Origin of the sequence: Vibrio campbellii CAIM 519 = NBRC 15631 = ATCC 25920, assembly GCF_002163755.1 — a bacterium.
GTDB lineage: Bacteria > Pseudomonadota > Gammaproteobacteria > Enterobacterales > Vibrionaceae > Vibrio > Vibrio campbellii.
On record NZ_CP015863.1, the window covers coordinates 3,095,959 to 3,110,774 of the forward strand.

Annotated in this window: 14 protein-coding genes; 8 read left to right on the forward strand and 6 right to left on the reverse strand. The window is 46.4% G+C overall.

What is annotated here, in order from left to right:
- Window positions 1-257: 257 nt before the first annotated feature.
- The gene (locus A8140_RS14915; RefSeq protein WP_005530913.1) at window positions 258-506 is read left to right on the forward strand and encodes a hypothetical protein; all 249 of its coding nucleotides are present in this window, start codon (window positions 258-260) and stop codon (window positions 504-506) included.
- 264 nt (window positions 507-770) lie between these two features.
- Here the strand turns inward: A8140_RS14915 and groL are convergent, their stop codons facing one another.
- Window positions 771-2,417, reverse strand: a complete 1,647-nt coding sequence (groL, locus tag A8140_RS14920) for a chaperonin GroEL (RefSeq protein WP_005425042.1) — start codon at window positions 2,415-2,417, stop codon at window positions 771-773.
- Window positions 2,418-2,491: 74 nt separating this feature from the next.
- Window positions 2,492-2,782 carry a co-chaperone GroES gene (locus tag A8140_RS14925; RefSeq protein ID WP_005381516.1) on the reverse strand — a complete coding sequence of 97 codons (291 nt, stop codon included), beginning with the start codon at window positions 2,780-2,782 and terminating at the stop codon, window positions 2,492-2,494.
- A gap of 229 nt (window positions 2,783-3,011) precedes the next feature.
- Between A8140_RS14925 and A8140_RS14930 the strand changes: the two genes are divergently transcribed.
- Window positions 3,012-4,382, forward strand: a complete 1,371-nt coding sequence (locus A8140_RS14930) for an MATE family efflux transporter (protein WP_005530911.1) — start codon at window positions 3,012-3,014, stop codon at window positions 4,380-4,382.
- 97 nt (window positions 4,383-4,479) lie between these two features.
- Here A8140_RS14930 and pfkA read toward each other — a convergent pair whose 3' ends face one another.
- From pfkA to A8140_RS14945, 3 genes are all read right to left on the reverse strand, one after another.
- Window positions 4,480-5,442 (reverse strand): 6-phosphofructokinase, encoded by a 963-nt coding sequence (pfkA, locus tag A8140_RS14935; RefSeq protein WP_005530910.1) that lies wholly within the window; start codon window positions 5,440-5,442, stop codon window positions 4,480-4,482.
- Window positions 5,443-5,727: 285 nt separating this feature from the next.
- Window positions 5,728-6,636 (reverse strand): CDF family cation-efflux transporter FieF, encoded by a 909-nt coding sequence (fieF, locus tag A8140_RS14940; RefSeq protein WP_005530908.1) that lies wholly within the window; start codon window positions 6,634-6,636, stop codon window positions 5,728-5,730.
- Between the two features lie 123 nt (window positions 6,637-6,759).
- The gene (locus tag A8140_RS14945; RefSeq protein ID WP_005530907.1) at window positions 6,760-7,269 is read right to left on the reverse strand and encodes a CpxP family protein; all 510 of its coding nucleotides are present in this window, start codon (window positions 7,267-7,269) and stop codon (window positions 6,760-6,762) included.
- Between the two features lie 190 nt (window positions 7,270-7,459).
- Here A8140_RS14945 and A8140_RS14950 point away from each other — a divergent pair, with 190 nt between their 5' ends.
- From A8140_RS14950 to trmL, 4 genes are all read left to right on the forward strand, one after another.
- A complete protein-coding gene (locus tag A8140_RS14950; RefSeq protein WP_005530905.1) occupies window positions 7,460-8,149 on the forward strand; it encodes a response regulator in 690 nt (229 codons plus the stop codon).
- Window positions 8,149-9,552 carry an envelope stress sensor histidine kinase CpxA gene (cpxA, locus tag A8140_RS14955; protein ID WP_005530902.1) on the forward strand — a complete coding sequence of 468 codons (1,404 nt, stop codon included), beginning with the start codon at window positions 8,149-8,151 and terminating at the stop codon, window positions 9,550-9,552. Before A8140_RS14950 ends, cpxA begins: the two co-directional genes overlap by 1 nt.
- Before the next feature lie 72 nt (window positions 9,553-9,624).
- Complete coding sequence (locus A8140_RS14960) at window positions 9,625-10,233, forward strand: superoxide dismutase (RefSeq protein WP_005530900.1); 609 nt, start codon at window positions 9,625-9,627, stop codon at window positions 10,231-10,233.
- 133 nt (window positions 10,234-10,366) lie between these two features.
- Window positions 10,367-10,846: a tRNA (uridine(34)/cytosine(34)/5-carboxymethylaminomethyluridine(34)-2'-O)-methyltransferase TrmL gene (gene trmL, locus A8140_RS14965; RefSeq protein WP_005530899.1), complete on the forward strand. Its 480-nt coding sequence runs from the start codon at window positions 10,367-10,369 to the stop codon at window positions 10,844-10,846.
- A gap of 66 nt (window positions 10,847-10,912) precedes the next feature.
- Here the strand turns inward: trmL and A8140_RS14970 are convergent, their stop codons facing one another.
- Complete coding sequence (locus A8140_RS14970) at window positions 10,913-11,431, reverse strand: FxsA family protein (protein WP_005530897.1); 519 nt, start codon at window positions 11,429-11,431, stop codon at window positions 10,913-10,915.
- Window positions 11,432-11,855: 424 nt separating this feature from the next.
- Here A8140_RS14970 and aspA point away from each other — a divergent pair, with 424 nt between their 5' ends.
- The gene (gene aspA / locus A8140_RS14975) at window positions 11,856-13,307 is read left to right on the forward strand and encodes an aspartate ammonia-lyase (protein WP_005530894.1); all 1,452 of its coding nucleotides are present in this window, start codon (window positions 11,856-11,858) and stop codon (window positions 13,305-13,307) included.
- 176 nt (window positions 13,308-13,483) lie between these two features.
- Complete coding sequence (locus A8140_RS14980) at window positions 13,484-14,791, forward strand: anaerobic C4-dicarboxylate transporter (protein ID WP_005428800.1); 1,308 nt, start codon at window positions 13,484-13,486, stop codon at window positions 14,789-14,791.
- The last annotated feature ends 25 nt before the right edge of the window (window positions 14,792-14,816 follow it).

Sequence of the window (14,816 nt, forward strand, 5' to 3'; positions counted from 1 at the left end):
ATTGGGGGTTGTTAATTTACAACATAGTGTAATGTACAGATCTTGCTTCATTACCTCTCGTTAAGTGTTAGCTGGAAGTCATAATAAAATATTTATGGCTGTGGAGTGCTCAATCATTGATTTAAAATAGTTATATTCGCAAACTCAATGAATTAGGATAGAAGCTCTACATATTTGGACACTATTTTAAAGTGGACGTTTTTTATGCCTTTAACTAGCATGCTAACTGTTTAATTAACAACCAGAGAGGGTTAGCTATGGCTTCATTTCAATTTTATAACAAGGATTCAGTGTCATTACATTTAGATACAAATAGCCGATCGTTTACAACTGAAAGTGAACAGCTCATCGAACAAGGGTTCGAGCCCATCGGTGATATTATAAAAGCGGAGGATAGTCGGGCAGCTCACGAAAAATTCAAATCAATCTATCTTAATGAATTGAAAAACTTTGCTAAGTCACAAGTTGTAGTCGGAGTTTTTACAGCTGGATCGGGTGGACTGTAGGGATTGCTCAGTGTTTGCCGTTTTAGCCAATATTAGGAATACTTTAGCCAACCTTACCTTATGCTTTAAGCAATGAGCTAAAGCATACGCTCTAACGCTACTTTTCACTGCTCCGTAATGCCAACCTCCAGCACCAGTGCTAGTGCTCCTTTCTCACACAAAAAATCAGGCACAAAAAAGCCGAGGTATTCTCCTCGGCTTATCGAACTTTATCGGTAATAGCTCTTTGTTCTAAGGCATGAGAGCAAAGAGATAGGCTGGCTATTACATCATGCCGCCCATACCACCCATACCGCCCATACCACCCATGTCAGGCATACCTGCGCCGTCTTTTTGTGGTAGGTCAGTAACCATCGCTTCAGTTGTGATCATTAGACCTGCTACTGATGCTGCGAATTGTAGTGCGCTACGAGTTACTTTAGTTGGATCTAGGATACCCATCTCTAGCATGTCGCCGTATTCGCCTGTCGCTGCGTTGTAGCCGTAAGAACCTTCACCCGCTTTCACGTTGTTCGCTACTACTGACTCTTCGTCACCTGCGTTCTTCGTGATTTGACGGATTGGCGCTTCCATTGCACGTAGTGCAACGCGGATACCAACGTTTTGCTCTTCGTTGTCGCCTTCTAGGTCAACAATCTTAGATGCAGCGCGGATTAGTGCAACACCACCACCAGCAACTACGCCTTCTTCAACCGCTGCGCGAGTCGCGTGTAGTGCGTCTTCTACGCGGTCTTTCTTCTCTTTCATTTCAACTTCAGTTGCTGCACCAACTTTGATTACTGCTACACCGCCTGCTAGCTTAGCAACGCGCTCTTGTAGTTTCTCTTTGTCGTAGTCTGAAGTTGCATCTTCGATTTGCTGACGGATTTGAGCAACACGACCTTGGATCATTGCTTCTTCACCCATGCCATCAATGATGGTTGTGTTTTCTTTTGTGATTGCAACGCGCTTCGCTTGACCTAGGTCTTCTAGTGCTACTTTTTCTAGCTCTAGACCCACTTCTTCAGAAATCACGATACCGCCCGTTAGGATAGCGATGTCCTGTAGCATTGCTTTACGACGGTCACCGAAACCAGGCGCTTTCACTGCTGCTACTTTAACGATGCCACGCATGTTGTTCACAACTAGTGTTGCTAGTGCTTCACCTTCTACGTCTTCTGCGATGATCAGTAGTGGGCGAGATGCTTTTGCTACTGCCTCTAGTGCTGGAAGAAGTTCACGGATGTTCGATACTTTCTTATCGATCAGAAGGATGAATGGGTTTTCTAGCTCAACGCTGCCAGCTTCTTGGTTGTTGATGAAGTAAGGAGATAGGTAACCGCGGTCGAACTGCATACCTTCTACTACGTCTAGCTCATCTTGTAGTGCTTGACCTTCTTCAACAGTGATAACACCGTCGCGGCCAACTTTTTCCATTGCTTCAGCAATGATGTTACCTACGCTTGAGTCAGAGTTCGCAGAGATAGTACCAACCTGTGCGATTGCTTTAGTGTCGTTACACTCAACAGATAGCTCTTTTAGTTGCTCAACCGCTGCGATAACTGCTTTGTCGATACCGCGCTTAAGGTCCATTGGGTTCATACCCGCTGCAACTGCTTTTAGACCTTCGTTTACGATTGCTTGCGCTAGTACGGTTGCTGTTGTTGTACCGTCACCCGCTGCGTCGTTTGCTTTAGACGCAACTTCTTTAACCATTTGTGCGCCCATGTTCTGGAATTTGTCTTCCAGTTCAATTTCACGCGCTACTGATACACCATCTTTAGTGATCGTTGGTGCACCAAAAGATTTGTCTAGAACTACGTTACGACCTTTAGGACCCAGTGTTACTTTTACTGCGTCAGCTAGAACGTTTACGCCTTCTAGCATTTTAACTCGTGCGTCATTACCAAATTTAACGTCTTTAGCAGCCATCTTTGATTTCCTTTCTAAATTCTGTTTTCGATTTCGTTTTTGAATCTGAGCAAAAAATTACTCAATGATTGCTATTACTCAACGATCGCCATGATGTCGTTTTCAGACATTACTAGCACTTCTTTACCGTCGATTTTTTCAGTCTTAGTGCCGTAGCCTTCAGCGAAGATAACGGTATCACCAACTTTAACGTCCAATGGTAGCACTGTGCCGTTTTCTAGGATGCGGCCTTTACCTACAGCTAGAACAACACCACGTGTCGATTTTTCCGCAGCAGAACCAGTTAGAACGATGCCACCCGCTGATTTTGATTCAACTTCTTTACGTTCTACGATAACTCGGTCATGTAATGGACGAATGTTCATCGGTCGTCTCTCCTGAAAGTTTCCATGTTTATTTGATAATTGCCCGCTCTGAGGCACGTGATCTGTATATAAGGGGCAAACCCAGCGATCCCAAGGGGTAGACGTGAATTTTTTGTGACTTAGTTAAAAGAACCAGCAGCCAAGCAACGGTTTGCGCGCGAAATGCTCACTCGCCGAGGCAACGGCTTTCTTGTATCCTTGCACTTCCCTCACCAGATAGACGTCAAAAATGCTGGAAAAGAACAAGCCGGACAATCAGGCCCAAGACAAACATGGTTTGCTGACCGCGCCCATTCCCGACACATTACGCAAAATGACCATCCCCATGACCATGGGCATGATCGCGATTTTGATGTTTAACTTGGTCGATACCTTTTTCATCTCGCTATTGGGTACCGAAGCGCTGGCGGCGATCAGTTATACCTTCCCAGTGACCTTTGCAGTGAACTGCATCACTATGGGGATTGGGATGGGTCTGTCGACCAATATCGGCCGCTTACTTGGCCAAGGGCAATCTTCCCAAGCCGCTCGTTTTACCAGTCATGGCTTACTGCTTGCCGTTGCTCTAGTCACTATCGCTTCGACATTGGGCTTCTTTACTATCGAACCTTTGTTTAGCTTCCTAGGCGCAAAAGAAGACTCCATCCCACTGATTGAGCAGTATATGCAGGTTTGGTATTTGACCATTCCTCTATTAGTGATTCCAATGGCGGGCAACAGTGCCATTCGAGCCACAGGTGACACCAAAACTCCAGCTAAGATCATGATGCTCGCAGGGCTTATTAACGGCATTCTCGACCCTTTACTGATCTTTGGTTATGGCCCTTTCCCTGAGCTCGGTATTCAAGGCGCTGCGATTGCCAGTGCATTCAGTTGGTTTGGTGCGTTGTGCGGTTCTTTCTATGTATTGATCAAACGCGAAAAGCTGCTTGCCGCGCCGCAATGGTCGCTCATCAAACAAGACTGGCAGCAAACACTTAAGATAGGCACACCCGCCGCTCTATCGAATGCCATGACGCCACTCTCTGGCGCGATTCTGATGATGATACTTTCCAGTCACGGTACTGCAGCGGTGGCCGCTTATGGCGCGGCGCAGCGTATTGAGTCAATTTTGATTCTGGTGCTGATGTCGCTGACCTCTGCACTTACCCCGTTTATGGCGCAAAACTTTGGTGCCAATAACCCTGCACGAGCATTCGCAGGCTGGTTCATCAGCATGCGCTTTGCGGTGGTGTTTCAAGGCTTTATCTTCTTGATGATGGTGCCTCTCAGTATTCCTCTCGCAGCACTGTTCTCCCAAGAAGCGGCAGTAAAAGACTTGCTGTGGCATTACCTCTTAGTGGTGCCATTTAGCTATGGTTTCCAAGGCATTGTGATGATGTTAGTCAGTGGCTATAACGCAATGCACAAGCCGCTGCGAGCCTTCCAATGGAGCTTTATGCGCTTGTTTATCTTTACTTTGCCTGCGGCATGGGTTGGCAGCCGACTGTACAGCATCGAAGGTTTATTTATCGGTATCGCACTGGGCAACATACTGGGTGGATTACTGGGTTATCTGTTCGCTCTACGTGAGCATCGTTTAGCATTAACTGAACCATAAGGTTCTTAATTCAGCAACGCTAACCTAACTGAATATTAGATAATAAAAAACCGCGGATAACCGCGGTTTTTTTTGATTTTGACTTTATCAAGCGAGCTTAGAATAGCTCTTCAGCAACTTGGTATAGGTCGCTGCGTACTGGACGTTTCATGTTCTCGATTGCATCGATGATGTCGTGGTGAACCAGTTGCTCTTTCACGATACCAACACAACGGCCGCCATGGCCTTCCATTAGCAAGTGAACGGCGTAGTTACCCATGCGAGATGCTAGAACACGATCAAATGCAGCTGGACGACCACCACGCTGGATGTGGCCAAGAACCGTTGCGCGAGTTTCACGACCAGTCGCCGCTTCAATCTCTCTCGCTAGTTCGTTTGCATCCATCATCAGCTCAGTTAGTGCGATAATTGCGTGCTTTTTACCTTTAGCAATGCCGTCTTGGATATTTTTGATTAACTTGTCTTTATCTAGACCTGTTTCTGGCGTAATGATGTACTCACAACCACCTGCGATTGCAGACATCAGAGTCAGGTCACCACAGTGACGACCCATGATTTCTACGATAGAAATACGCTGGTGAGAAGAAGACGTGTCGCGTAGACGGTCGATTGCATCGATAACTGTGTTTAGCGCTGTTAGGTAACCGATTGTGTAATCTGTACCTGCGATGTCGTTATCGATTGTGCCTGGTAGACCGATACATGGGTAACCCATTTCAGTCAGTTTCTTAGCACCCATGTAAGAACCGTCACCACCGATAACAACTAGTGCATCAATACCATGTTTTTTCAGGTTCTCAATCGCTTGTTCGCGTACTTCCACTTCCTTGAATTCAGGGAAGCGAGCAGAGCCTAGGAATGTACCACCTTTGTTGATCACATCTGAAACGCTAGAACGATCTAGCTTCTCGATGCGGCCTTCATATAGACCTAGGTAGCCATCGTAAACACCGTAAACTTCCAATCCCTCAGATAGTGCTGTACGAACTACGCCGCGTACTGCAGCGTTCATACCAGGTGCGTCACCGCCACTTGTTAAAACACCGATCTTCTTAATCATGCTCACCCTCGATCTTTGGCAATCAATTTATTTAATTTTCTTCTAGGCCCCTTGTTACCAAGCAACCTGCATAATCCAGAACTGTGCGTTATGTTACATTTCCTCTACAGGAATACCAATGAAAACACACTTTTTTATGTAACTTTTCTACTTATGTAAGAGTATTACAGTTTCTCTTTGCAACTTCGTTGATTCACATCAGGATCACGATTCTTAATAAGTAGTGATGGAAAGATAGCCAATAAGCGCCTGTTTGTCGTCAGGCACCGTCTGATTTTTCGACCGCTACCAATCTTGCGCCTTCTGCTCCTTTTCTGGTCCAAATACAACCGACACTGGATCTTGGTGGATCAATACGTCCGCCTCGGGGAAAAGAGCCAGCAAATTGTCTTCTACTTTATCGGCAATATGATGTGCTTCGATCAAACGTAAATTGTCATCTAGTTCTAGGTGTAACTGGATAAAGCGCGTTGGACCAGACATACGCGTGCGCAACTGATGCACACCTAATACCTCATCCACTTTCAAGCACTCTGAGCGGATTTGTTCTAGTTCTTCATCAGGCAATTTTCTGTCTAATAGGATCTGAATCGCTTCGCTGACCATCTTGAAAGCGCTGTACAAAATAAAGATACCAATACCAATCGCGAAAACAGCATCGGCTTGAGTGACACCAAAGTAGCTTAGACCCAGTGCCACCATAATGGCACCGTTCATATATAAGTCCGTTTGGTAGTGCAGCGAGTCTGCAGCGATCGCCTGGCTGCCGGTGACGCGCACCACATGCTTTTGGAACATCACAAGTCCAAAGGTCACCACCATGGCGAATAGAGAGACGTAAATACCGAGCTCTGGAGCATTGAGTGTATTTGGACGGAAGAAACGTTCGATACCATTAAGAATCAAGAACACGGCAGAACCCGAGATAAACATGGCTTGCGCCAAGGCCGCTAAAGACTCTGCTTTACCGTGACCAAATGTATGTTCTCTGTCGGCAGGTTGTAAGGAATAGCGCACCACAATAAGGTTTACTACCGATGCCGCGATATCCAGCATCGAGTCAATTAAGGATGCAAGTAGACTGACCGAGCCAGTGACCCACCAAGTGATGACTTTAACAATCAAAAGAAGTGTCGCGACAATAGTAGCCGTCCAAGCAGCCGTCGTGACTAAACGTGCGTATTGCTGTTTCATAATCAGATAGTTAACTCAAACCTTGTTTTGAGTATACCTTGAGAATCATGTAATGAGTATGAAATCGCCGAGATCAAAAAGAGGCAGCACTCTGGCTACCTCTTTCATTTGATTTATTAGCAATTAGCTTTCATGGTGCTTCTTAGTAAGCTTTTTGAACTTCTCACCACACTCTTGATGACGTTCTTTCTGTAGCTCAACGTATTTTGTTTTTTGCTCAGGAGTCAGAACACTCAGCATTTGGTGCTTCTTCTCTAGCATCGCAACGCGTCGTTCTGTCTGTTTCTCAACCATCTCTTTTGCTAGGTCATTCGCTGCGGCTTCATCAAAGTTATCAGCCAATAGCAGTGCTTGAACCTTTTCGTGGTGCGCTTGACGCTCAGCCATACGTGCTTCTTTACCATCCGCGAATTTCGCTTTCATTGCCGCTTTGTTCGCTTGACGCATTTCTTTTAGTTGGTCTTTTTGTGCATCCGTTAGGTCTAGTTGACGCATAATGCCACGATCCATACCTTTACCGCAGTCTCCATGGCCACCTTTGTGGTCTTTACCGCCGAATGCGAATGCACTCGCTGTACCTAAAGTTAGAGGTAGAACAACAGCCGCTAGTACTAATTTCTTTGCAGTTTTCATAATGAGATTCCTTACACAGGTTAGTGATTCTTCTGAGCTGTTCTCACAGCGCTTGAGTGTAGAATACGACCTGCTAGGTAAAGCGACGTATAGAGAGCGTAAAGAATCGTAAAGAGTGCTTTTTACACTCATCTTTGCTCATCATTAGCATGTAATATTAAAGCGACCAGATTGATAAACAGGAACTGAAATGGCGAAGATTCTTTTGATTGATGACGACACCGAACTAACCAGCCTACTGAAAGAAGTGCTGAGCTTTGAAGGTTTTGACGTCACGGAAGCAAATGATGGCGAAGCTGGCCTAGCAGCGATAAATAGCAAGATCGATCTTATCTTGCTCGACGTCATGATGCCGAAACTCAATGGAATGGAAACCCTAAAGCGCCTGCGAGAAAACTGGGAAACGCCAGTCCTTATGCTAACGGCGAAAGGCGAAGAGATAGACCGCGTTATCGGCCTAGAGCTTGGCGCCGATGATTACCTACCTAAACCATTTAGTGACCGCGAATTGCTGGCACGCATCCGTGCGATTTTGCGTCGTACCAGCAGTACTCAAAAGAGCAGCAAAAACAGCGACTGCATTGAGTACCAAGAAATCAAACTCTACCCGGGTAAGCAAGAGGCCTATTGCGACAATGCTTTAATGGACTTAACCACCACAGAGTTCGCCCTTCTAACCCACTTTGTGCAAAACCCTGGGCAAGTGCTAACTAAAGAAGCCTTGAGCTTAGATGTACTTGGCAAGCGCTTAGCCGCGTTTGATCGTGCGATCGATATGCACGTGTCTAACCTACGTAAGAAACTGCCAGATCAAAGCAACGGTAAACCGCGCATCAAAACCTTACGTGGGCGTGGCTACATGTTGATTGAGGAGGATTAATGCGCCCGTCACGCTTCAAACTGCCGAAGATTAATAGCCTGTATGGACGCATCTTTGCCATCTTTTGGTTCACTATGTTTTTGGTTCTGATGGCGGTGCTGTCATTACCGCATTTGGATCCACGTAAAGCTCGCGACATTCCGAAAGAACATTATCAGCGCATGCTTGAAATACGTGACGGTATTGAGAAAAAATACCGCAAGCAAGATAACCTGGGTAAGATCTTGTTCAGCCTCGAAGGGCAACGACGCAGTAAACATGATCCGCGTCCGCGCATCTTCTTTTCCGATCACGAAGGGAATGTGCTGAGCACCTCGAGCCACAAAGACTTTAAGCTTCGTGCACTGCAAAACTTTGTCACCAGCATTGAAGATCAATCACAGCCGAAACAAAAACTCTACGGTCGCTACATGATTGCAGGCCCTGTGCCGATCAACATCGCCAATTCTGACCTGTTGATGTACGTCGGCTTTAAATGGAATGAACCGCCACCGATCATGCTGCGTCTGTTCGACCACCCATTGCAATTGCTCCTCGCCGTCATGTTGGTAAGTACACCCCTATTGTTATGGTTAGCATGGGCATTGAGCCAACCAGCTCGACGATTGGAAACCGCGGCACAGCGTGTGGCCAAAGGTGAGTTTGTTATCGACCCGAACCTAGAAAAAGGCACAACAGAGTTTCGCCAAGCGGGTACCAGCTTTAACCAAATGGTTGAAGCGGTGAATCAGATGATTTCTGGTCAGCAACGTTTGCTTTCAGACATCTCACACGAGCTGCGATCACCTCTGACTCGTCTGCGCATGGCAAGTGCTCTTGCAACTCGTAAGCAAGGTGAAAGCCCAGAGCTAACTCGCATTGATACCGAAGCTCAACGTTTAGAACAGATGATTGCTGAACTGCTTGAACTATCACGTATGCAAGTAAACAGTCATATGACGCGTGAGACTCAGCCTATTGCCAGTCTGTGGGAAGAGATCATCAAAGACGCGCAGTTCGAAGCCGAACAGATGGGTAAAAGCCTCAGCTACTCTGCCTTGCCTGATCGCAGTATCTCGGGGAACCCTAAACTGTTGATGAGCGCGGTAGAGAACATCATCCGCAACGCGATTTACTATGGTAAAGACGAAGTGAAGATCGACATTCAGGCTTCCTTTGACACTCTCAGCATTGTGGTCGATGACAATGGTGAAGGCGTTCCTGAAGAAGAGCTCGAAGCGATTTTCCGTCCTTTCTATCGGGTATCGACCGCGCGCGACCGCCACTCAGGAGGCACAGGCTTAGGCTTAACCATTACCGAAAGTGCTATCCGCCAACACAGTGGCGTGATCATCGCAAGTCGCAGTCCATTGGGTGGTTTACGTGTCACCATCACCCTGCCATTGATCGGCGCGGGCAAATAACCCCATAAAGATCAAAGTTGATAATGATTTTCATTAGCGTTAAGGTAAATCTTCCATTTAGGAGGATTTACAATGGCGCATATTTTCCCAGAGCTTCCATACCGCTACGACGCGTTAGAGCCGTACATCGATGCGAAAACCATGGAAGTTCACTACAGCAAACATCATAAGACTTATTACGATAAATTTATGGCTGCTATTCAAGGCAGTGATCTCGAAACTCAGACCCTCGATGACATCTTCGCTTGCATTTCTCGACACAGCCCAGCAATTCGCAACAACGGTGGCGGCTATTACAACCACATCATTTACTGGAACTGCATGTCACCCAATGGTGGCGGTGAACCTCAAGGCTCTCTAGCACAAGCCATCAACGACAAGTTTGGCAACTTCCAAACATTCAAAGATGAATTCGCACAAGCAGCTATTAATACTTTTGGCTCAGGCTTCGCTTGGCTAATCGTAAAGGATGGCGAGATTCACATTACCTCCACCAGCAACCAAGATAACCCATTAATGGATGTGGCCGCCCAACAAGGTGAACCAATCCTAGCATTGGATGTATGGGAGCACGCTTACTACATCACCTACCAAAACCGTCGTCCTGAATACATCGACGCATGGTGGAATGTGGTCAACTGGCGAGCGGTAGAAGAGAGCTATGCTCGCGCATTAGGTTAACTCTCTTTCTCGAGCGGGCGACAAGGTTCACCGAAATGCTCTCTTCTATACCCAGTCATTGTGCTGAATCTCGCTTCTCATGGTGACTTGGGTATATACTGCTCGCCTGTTTTGACCAATCTAACTCAATACCATGTTTGATATCGCTCTATACGAACCAGAAATCGCGCCGAACACCGGCAACATCATTCGCCTGTGTGCTAACTGTGGTGCGAATCTCCACCTGATTGAGCCACTGGGTTTCGATCTAGAAGAGAAGAAAGTCCGCCGCGCAGGTTTGGATTACCACGATTTGGCTCGCGTGACGCGTCATAAAGATTATCAAGCATTCTTGGAATACTTAGAGAAAGAGAAACAAGGCAACTACCGCCTGTTTGCATGCACGACCAAAACAACAGGTCATCATGTAGATGCAAAGTACCAAGAAGGTGACGTGCTAATGTTTGGTCCTGAAACGCGTGGCCTACCAGCAGATGTGATTGAAAGTTTGCCAATGGAGCAACGTATCCGCATTCCAATGATGCCAGATGCTCGCAGCCTAAACCTATCTAACGCTGTTGCTATCATTGCGTTTGAGGCATGGCGTCAAATGGGTTTTGAAGGCGCAATGTAAGCGCTGCAAACTACAGATATCAAAAAGGGCGCTATATGCGCCCTTTTGTTTTTCTTACTGAGTGAATCAGTTGAGCTTGTTACGATCATCGTCGTCTTTGCGCTCGTACTCACCTTCAAAGGTATTGCCGTTATCCGATTGAGAGTCAGATGGGTCACGACGGAATGGGTCTTGCTCAAATGGACCTTGATTTGAGAAACCACCTTGGAAGCCGCCACCATTCATGGTCTTCACCACCATCTTGCTCATTAGGTATTTCGCAATCGCCGCTCGCGGTGCTGGCAACAACACTAACATACCCAATGCGTCGGTCATGAAACCTGGTGTTAACAGCAATACGCCTGCAACGGCCAGCATTACGCCTTCAAAAATTTGCTGAGCCGGAAGCTCACCTTGCTCTAAGCGACCTTGCACTGACATCAAGGTCTGGATGCCTTGGCTACGCACCAAAGACGCACCAACAAATGCAGTAATCAATACTAAAGCAATCGTAGGCCATAGACCTAAGAAGCCCCCCACCTGAATAAATAGGCCGATTTCGATGATCGGGACGAAAATAAACGCCAATAATAAGATAGGAAACACATGCCCTCCTTTGTTCAATTCAGTGTAATGGCAAAAGCCTACTAAGCTCAAACGAATCGTTGTAAAAAAGCGTGTTCACACTTAGGAGAATCCACTGATGCAAAATCGCCCTTTGAACAAAGGTGCATATATAAAAATGGGTCGTTGAAAAGTGCTAATTTCGCACTCTTAAAATCCATGTTTGTCGAGGAAAAACACCTACCACCAAAGGGTTATTAATATCCCATTCATACTTTGCAAATTATTGACGCATTAAAAGCGAAAAAGGTGATCAAGTTACTATTTTTATGCGCTAGGTGCAGTATGATGTGCCACATAAGTCAGGACGGTTTTCCCAGCCAAAAACTCTGATGAACGGATTCTAGATTGCAGAAATGGCTAATAAATAACTTAAATATCAGAATTATTATCTAAGGATCCTGTTATGGCTACACTATCTGATGCTCCAAAGACAGCAAACCAAGCCACTCGTATTGAAGAAGATCTATTAGGCCAACGTCATGTCCCTGCAGATGCTTACTACGGCATCCACACACTTCGCGCTATCGAAAACTTCAACATTTCAAGCACTACCATCTCTGACGTACCTGAATTTGTACGCGGCATGGTAATGACTAAGAAAGCCGCAGCACTAGCAAACAAAGAGCTAGGCGCAATTCCAAAAGACGTTGCTAACTACATCCTAGAAGCGTGTGATTTGATCCTTGAAACAGGTAAGTGCATGGATCAGTTCCCTTCAGACGTATTCCAAGGCGGTGCGGGCACGTCAGTGAACATGAACACTAACGAAGTTATCGCGAACGTTGCACTTGAACTGATGGGCAAAGAAAAAGGCCAATATGAGTTCATCAACCCGAACGATCACGTTAACAAGAGCCAATCAACAAACTGTGCGTACCCAACGGGCTTCCGTATCGCGGTTTACAACAGTGTTCATCAGTTGATGGAAGCGATCGAATACCTAAAAGGCGCATTCGAGCTTAAAGCACAAGAATACAAAGACGTGTTGAAGATGGGCCGTACTCAGCTTCAAGACGCGGTTCCTATGACGGTAGGTCAAGAGTTCCACGCATGGGCAGTAACGCTAAACGAAGAAATTCGTGCCCTAGACTACACGTCTAAGCTACTACTAGAAATCAACCTAGGTGCAACAGCAATCGGTACTGGTCTAAACGCACCAACAGGTTACCAAGCACTAGCAGTAAAACACCTAGCAGAAGTAACTGGCGTTGAAGTGGTTGCAGCAGAAGACCTAATCGAAGCGACTTCTGACTGTGGCGCGTACGTAATGACACACGGTGCGCTGAAACGTCTAGCGGTGAAACTATCGAAGATCTGTAACGACCTTCGTCTACTTTCTTCTGGTCCACGTGCAGGCCTTAACGAACTGAACCTACCAGAAATGCAAGCTGGCTCTTCAATCATGCCAGCTAAAGTAAACCCAGTTATCCCAGAAGTTGTAAACCAAGTTTGCTTCAAAGTTCTAGGTAACGACAACACGGTTTCTTTCGCAGCAGAAGGCGGTCAGCTACAGCTTAACGTAATGGAACCAGTTATCGCACAAAGCGTGTTTGAGTCTATCTCTCTGCTACACAACGCGTGTGTGAACCTGCGTGACAAATGTATCGATGGCATCACTGTGAACAAAGAAGTTTGCGAAAACTACGTTTACAACTCTATCGGTATCGTAACTTACCTAAACCCATACATCGGTCACCACGAAGGCGATATCGTTGGTAAGATCTGTGCTGAAACAGGTAAGAGCGTGCGTGATGTGGTTCTAGAACGCGGGTTATTAACTGCTGAAGAGCTAGATGACATCTTATCGGTTGAAAACTTCATGCATCCGACTTATAAAGCGAAACGCTACGAATAATCGCTGGTGAAAGGGGTCCCAAACGGGGCCCTTTTTTAGGCTCTGACACGGTTAACCACAATTTTTATACGCTTTTTATTGCCGTAAGCCGATCGGGTTCTGATTTTCTGAACATTTACACCTGTTCCTGAGTGTTCAAAAAATCAGAATCATTAAAAACTAAAAGAGGTATCAATATGGTAATGGTCGAACTCTTCGTGGTTCTGCTCTTCATTTATTTGGGAGCAAGAATCGGTGGTATCGGCATTGGTTTTGCTGGTGGTGCTGGGGTAATTGCATTGTCTTTAATCCTAGGCGTACCGACAAGCCAGTCTTTCATCCCTGTCGATGTAATACTGATCATCATGTCTGTAATTACTGCTATCGCTGCAATGCAGGTAGCGGGTGGTTTGGACTGGATGGTTCAGGTTGCGGAAGACTTTTTGCGTAAACATCCCGAACGCATCACCTTTTACGCACCTATCGTGACATTTTTGATGACACTACTAGCAGGTACAGGTCACACAGCATTCTCTACACTTCCTGTTATTGCAGAAGTAGCGAAAGGCCAAGGTGTACGTCCTTCTCGTCCGCTATCTATCGCGGTAGTTGCCTCGCAAATCGCTATCACAGCATCGCCTATCTCAGCGGCTGTTGTGGCGTTTGCAGCAATGTTGCACCCATTTGGCGTTGATTACCTAACGCTACTAGCGGTTTGTATCCCAACCACCTTCATCGCTTGTATGATCGGTGCATTTGTTGCGAACTTCATGGGCAGCGAGCTAAAAGACGACCCTGAATACCAAGACCGTCTAGCAAAAGGCCTTATTAAGCTAAACACAGAATCGAAACGCGAAATCCTGCCAACAGCGAAGAAAGCAACTTTCATCTTCCTAGGCGCAATCGCATTCGTAGTGTGTTACGCAGCAGCAATCTCTGGCTCTGTTGGTCTTATCGAGAACCCAGCACTTGGTCGTAACGAAGCAATCATGACGGTTATGCTAGCAGCAGCGGCAGCTATCGTAATGAGCTGTAAAATCGACGCTGGCAAAATCCCAGCAGCAGCAACATTCCGCTCTGGTATGACCGCATGTGTATGTGTTCTTGGTGTGGCATGGCTGGGCTCTACGTTCGTTAACGCGCACGTTGATGGCATCAAAGAAGTGGCTGGTGCTCTACTAGCAGATTACCCATGGATGCTAGCACTTGTTCTATTCTTCGCTTCAATGCTGCTTTACTCGCAAGGTGCAACGACTGTTGCGCTTATGCCAGCAGCACTAGCAATCGGCGTGGCGCCACTTACTGCAGTTGCGTCTTTCGCAGCAGTAAGTGCGCTATTTGTACTGCCAACTTACCCAACGCTTCTAGCAGCGGTTGAGATGGACGACACGGGTTCAACTCGTATCGGTAAGTACGTATTCAACCACCCATTCTTTGTACCAGGTGTAGCTACCATCGCTTCAGCGGTTGCACTTGGCTTTGCATTCGGTGGTCTACTGATCTAGTAGAAACAGAGTCTTGCTCGGGGAG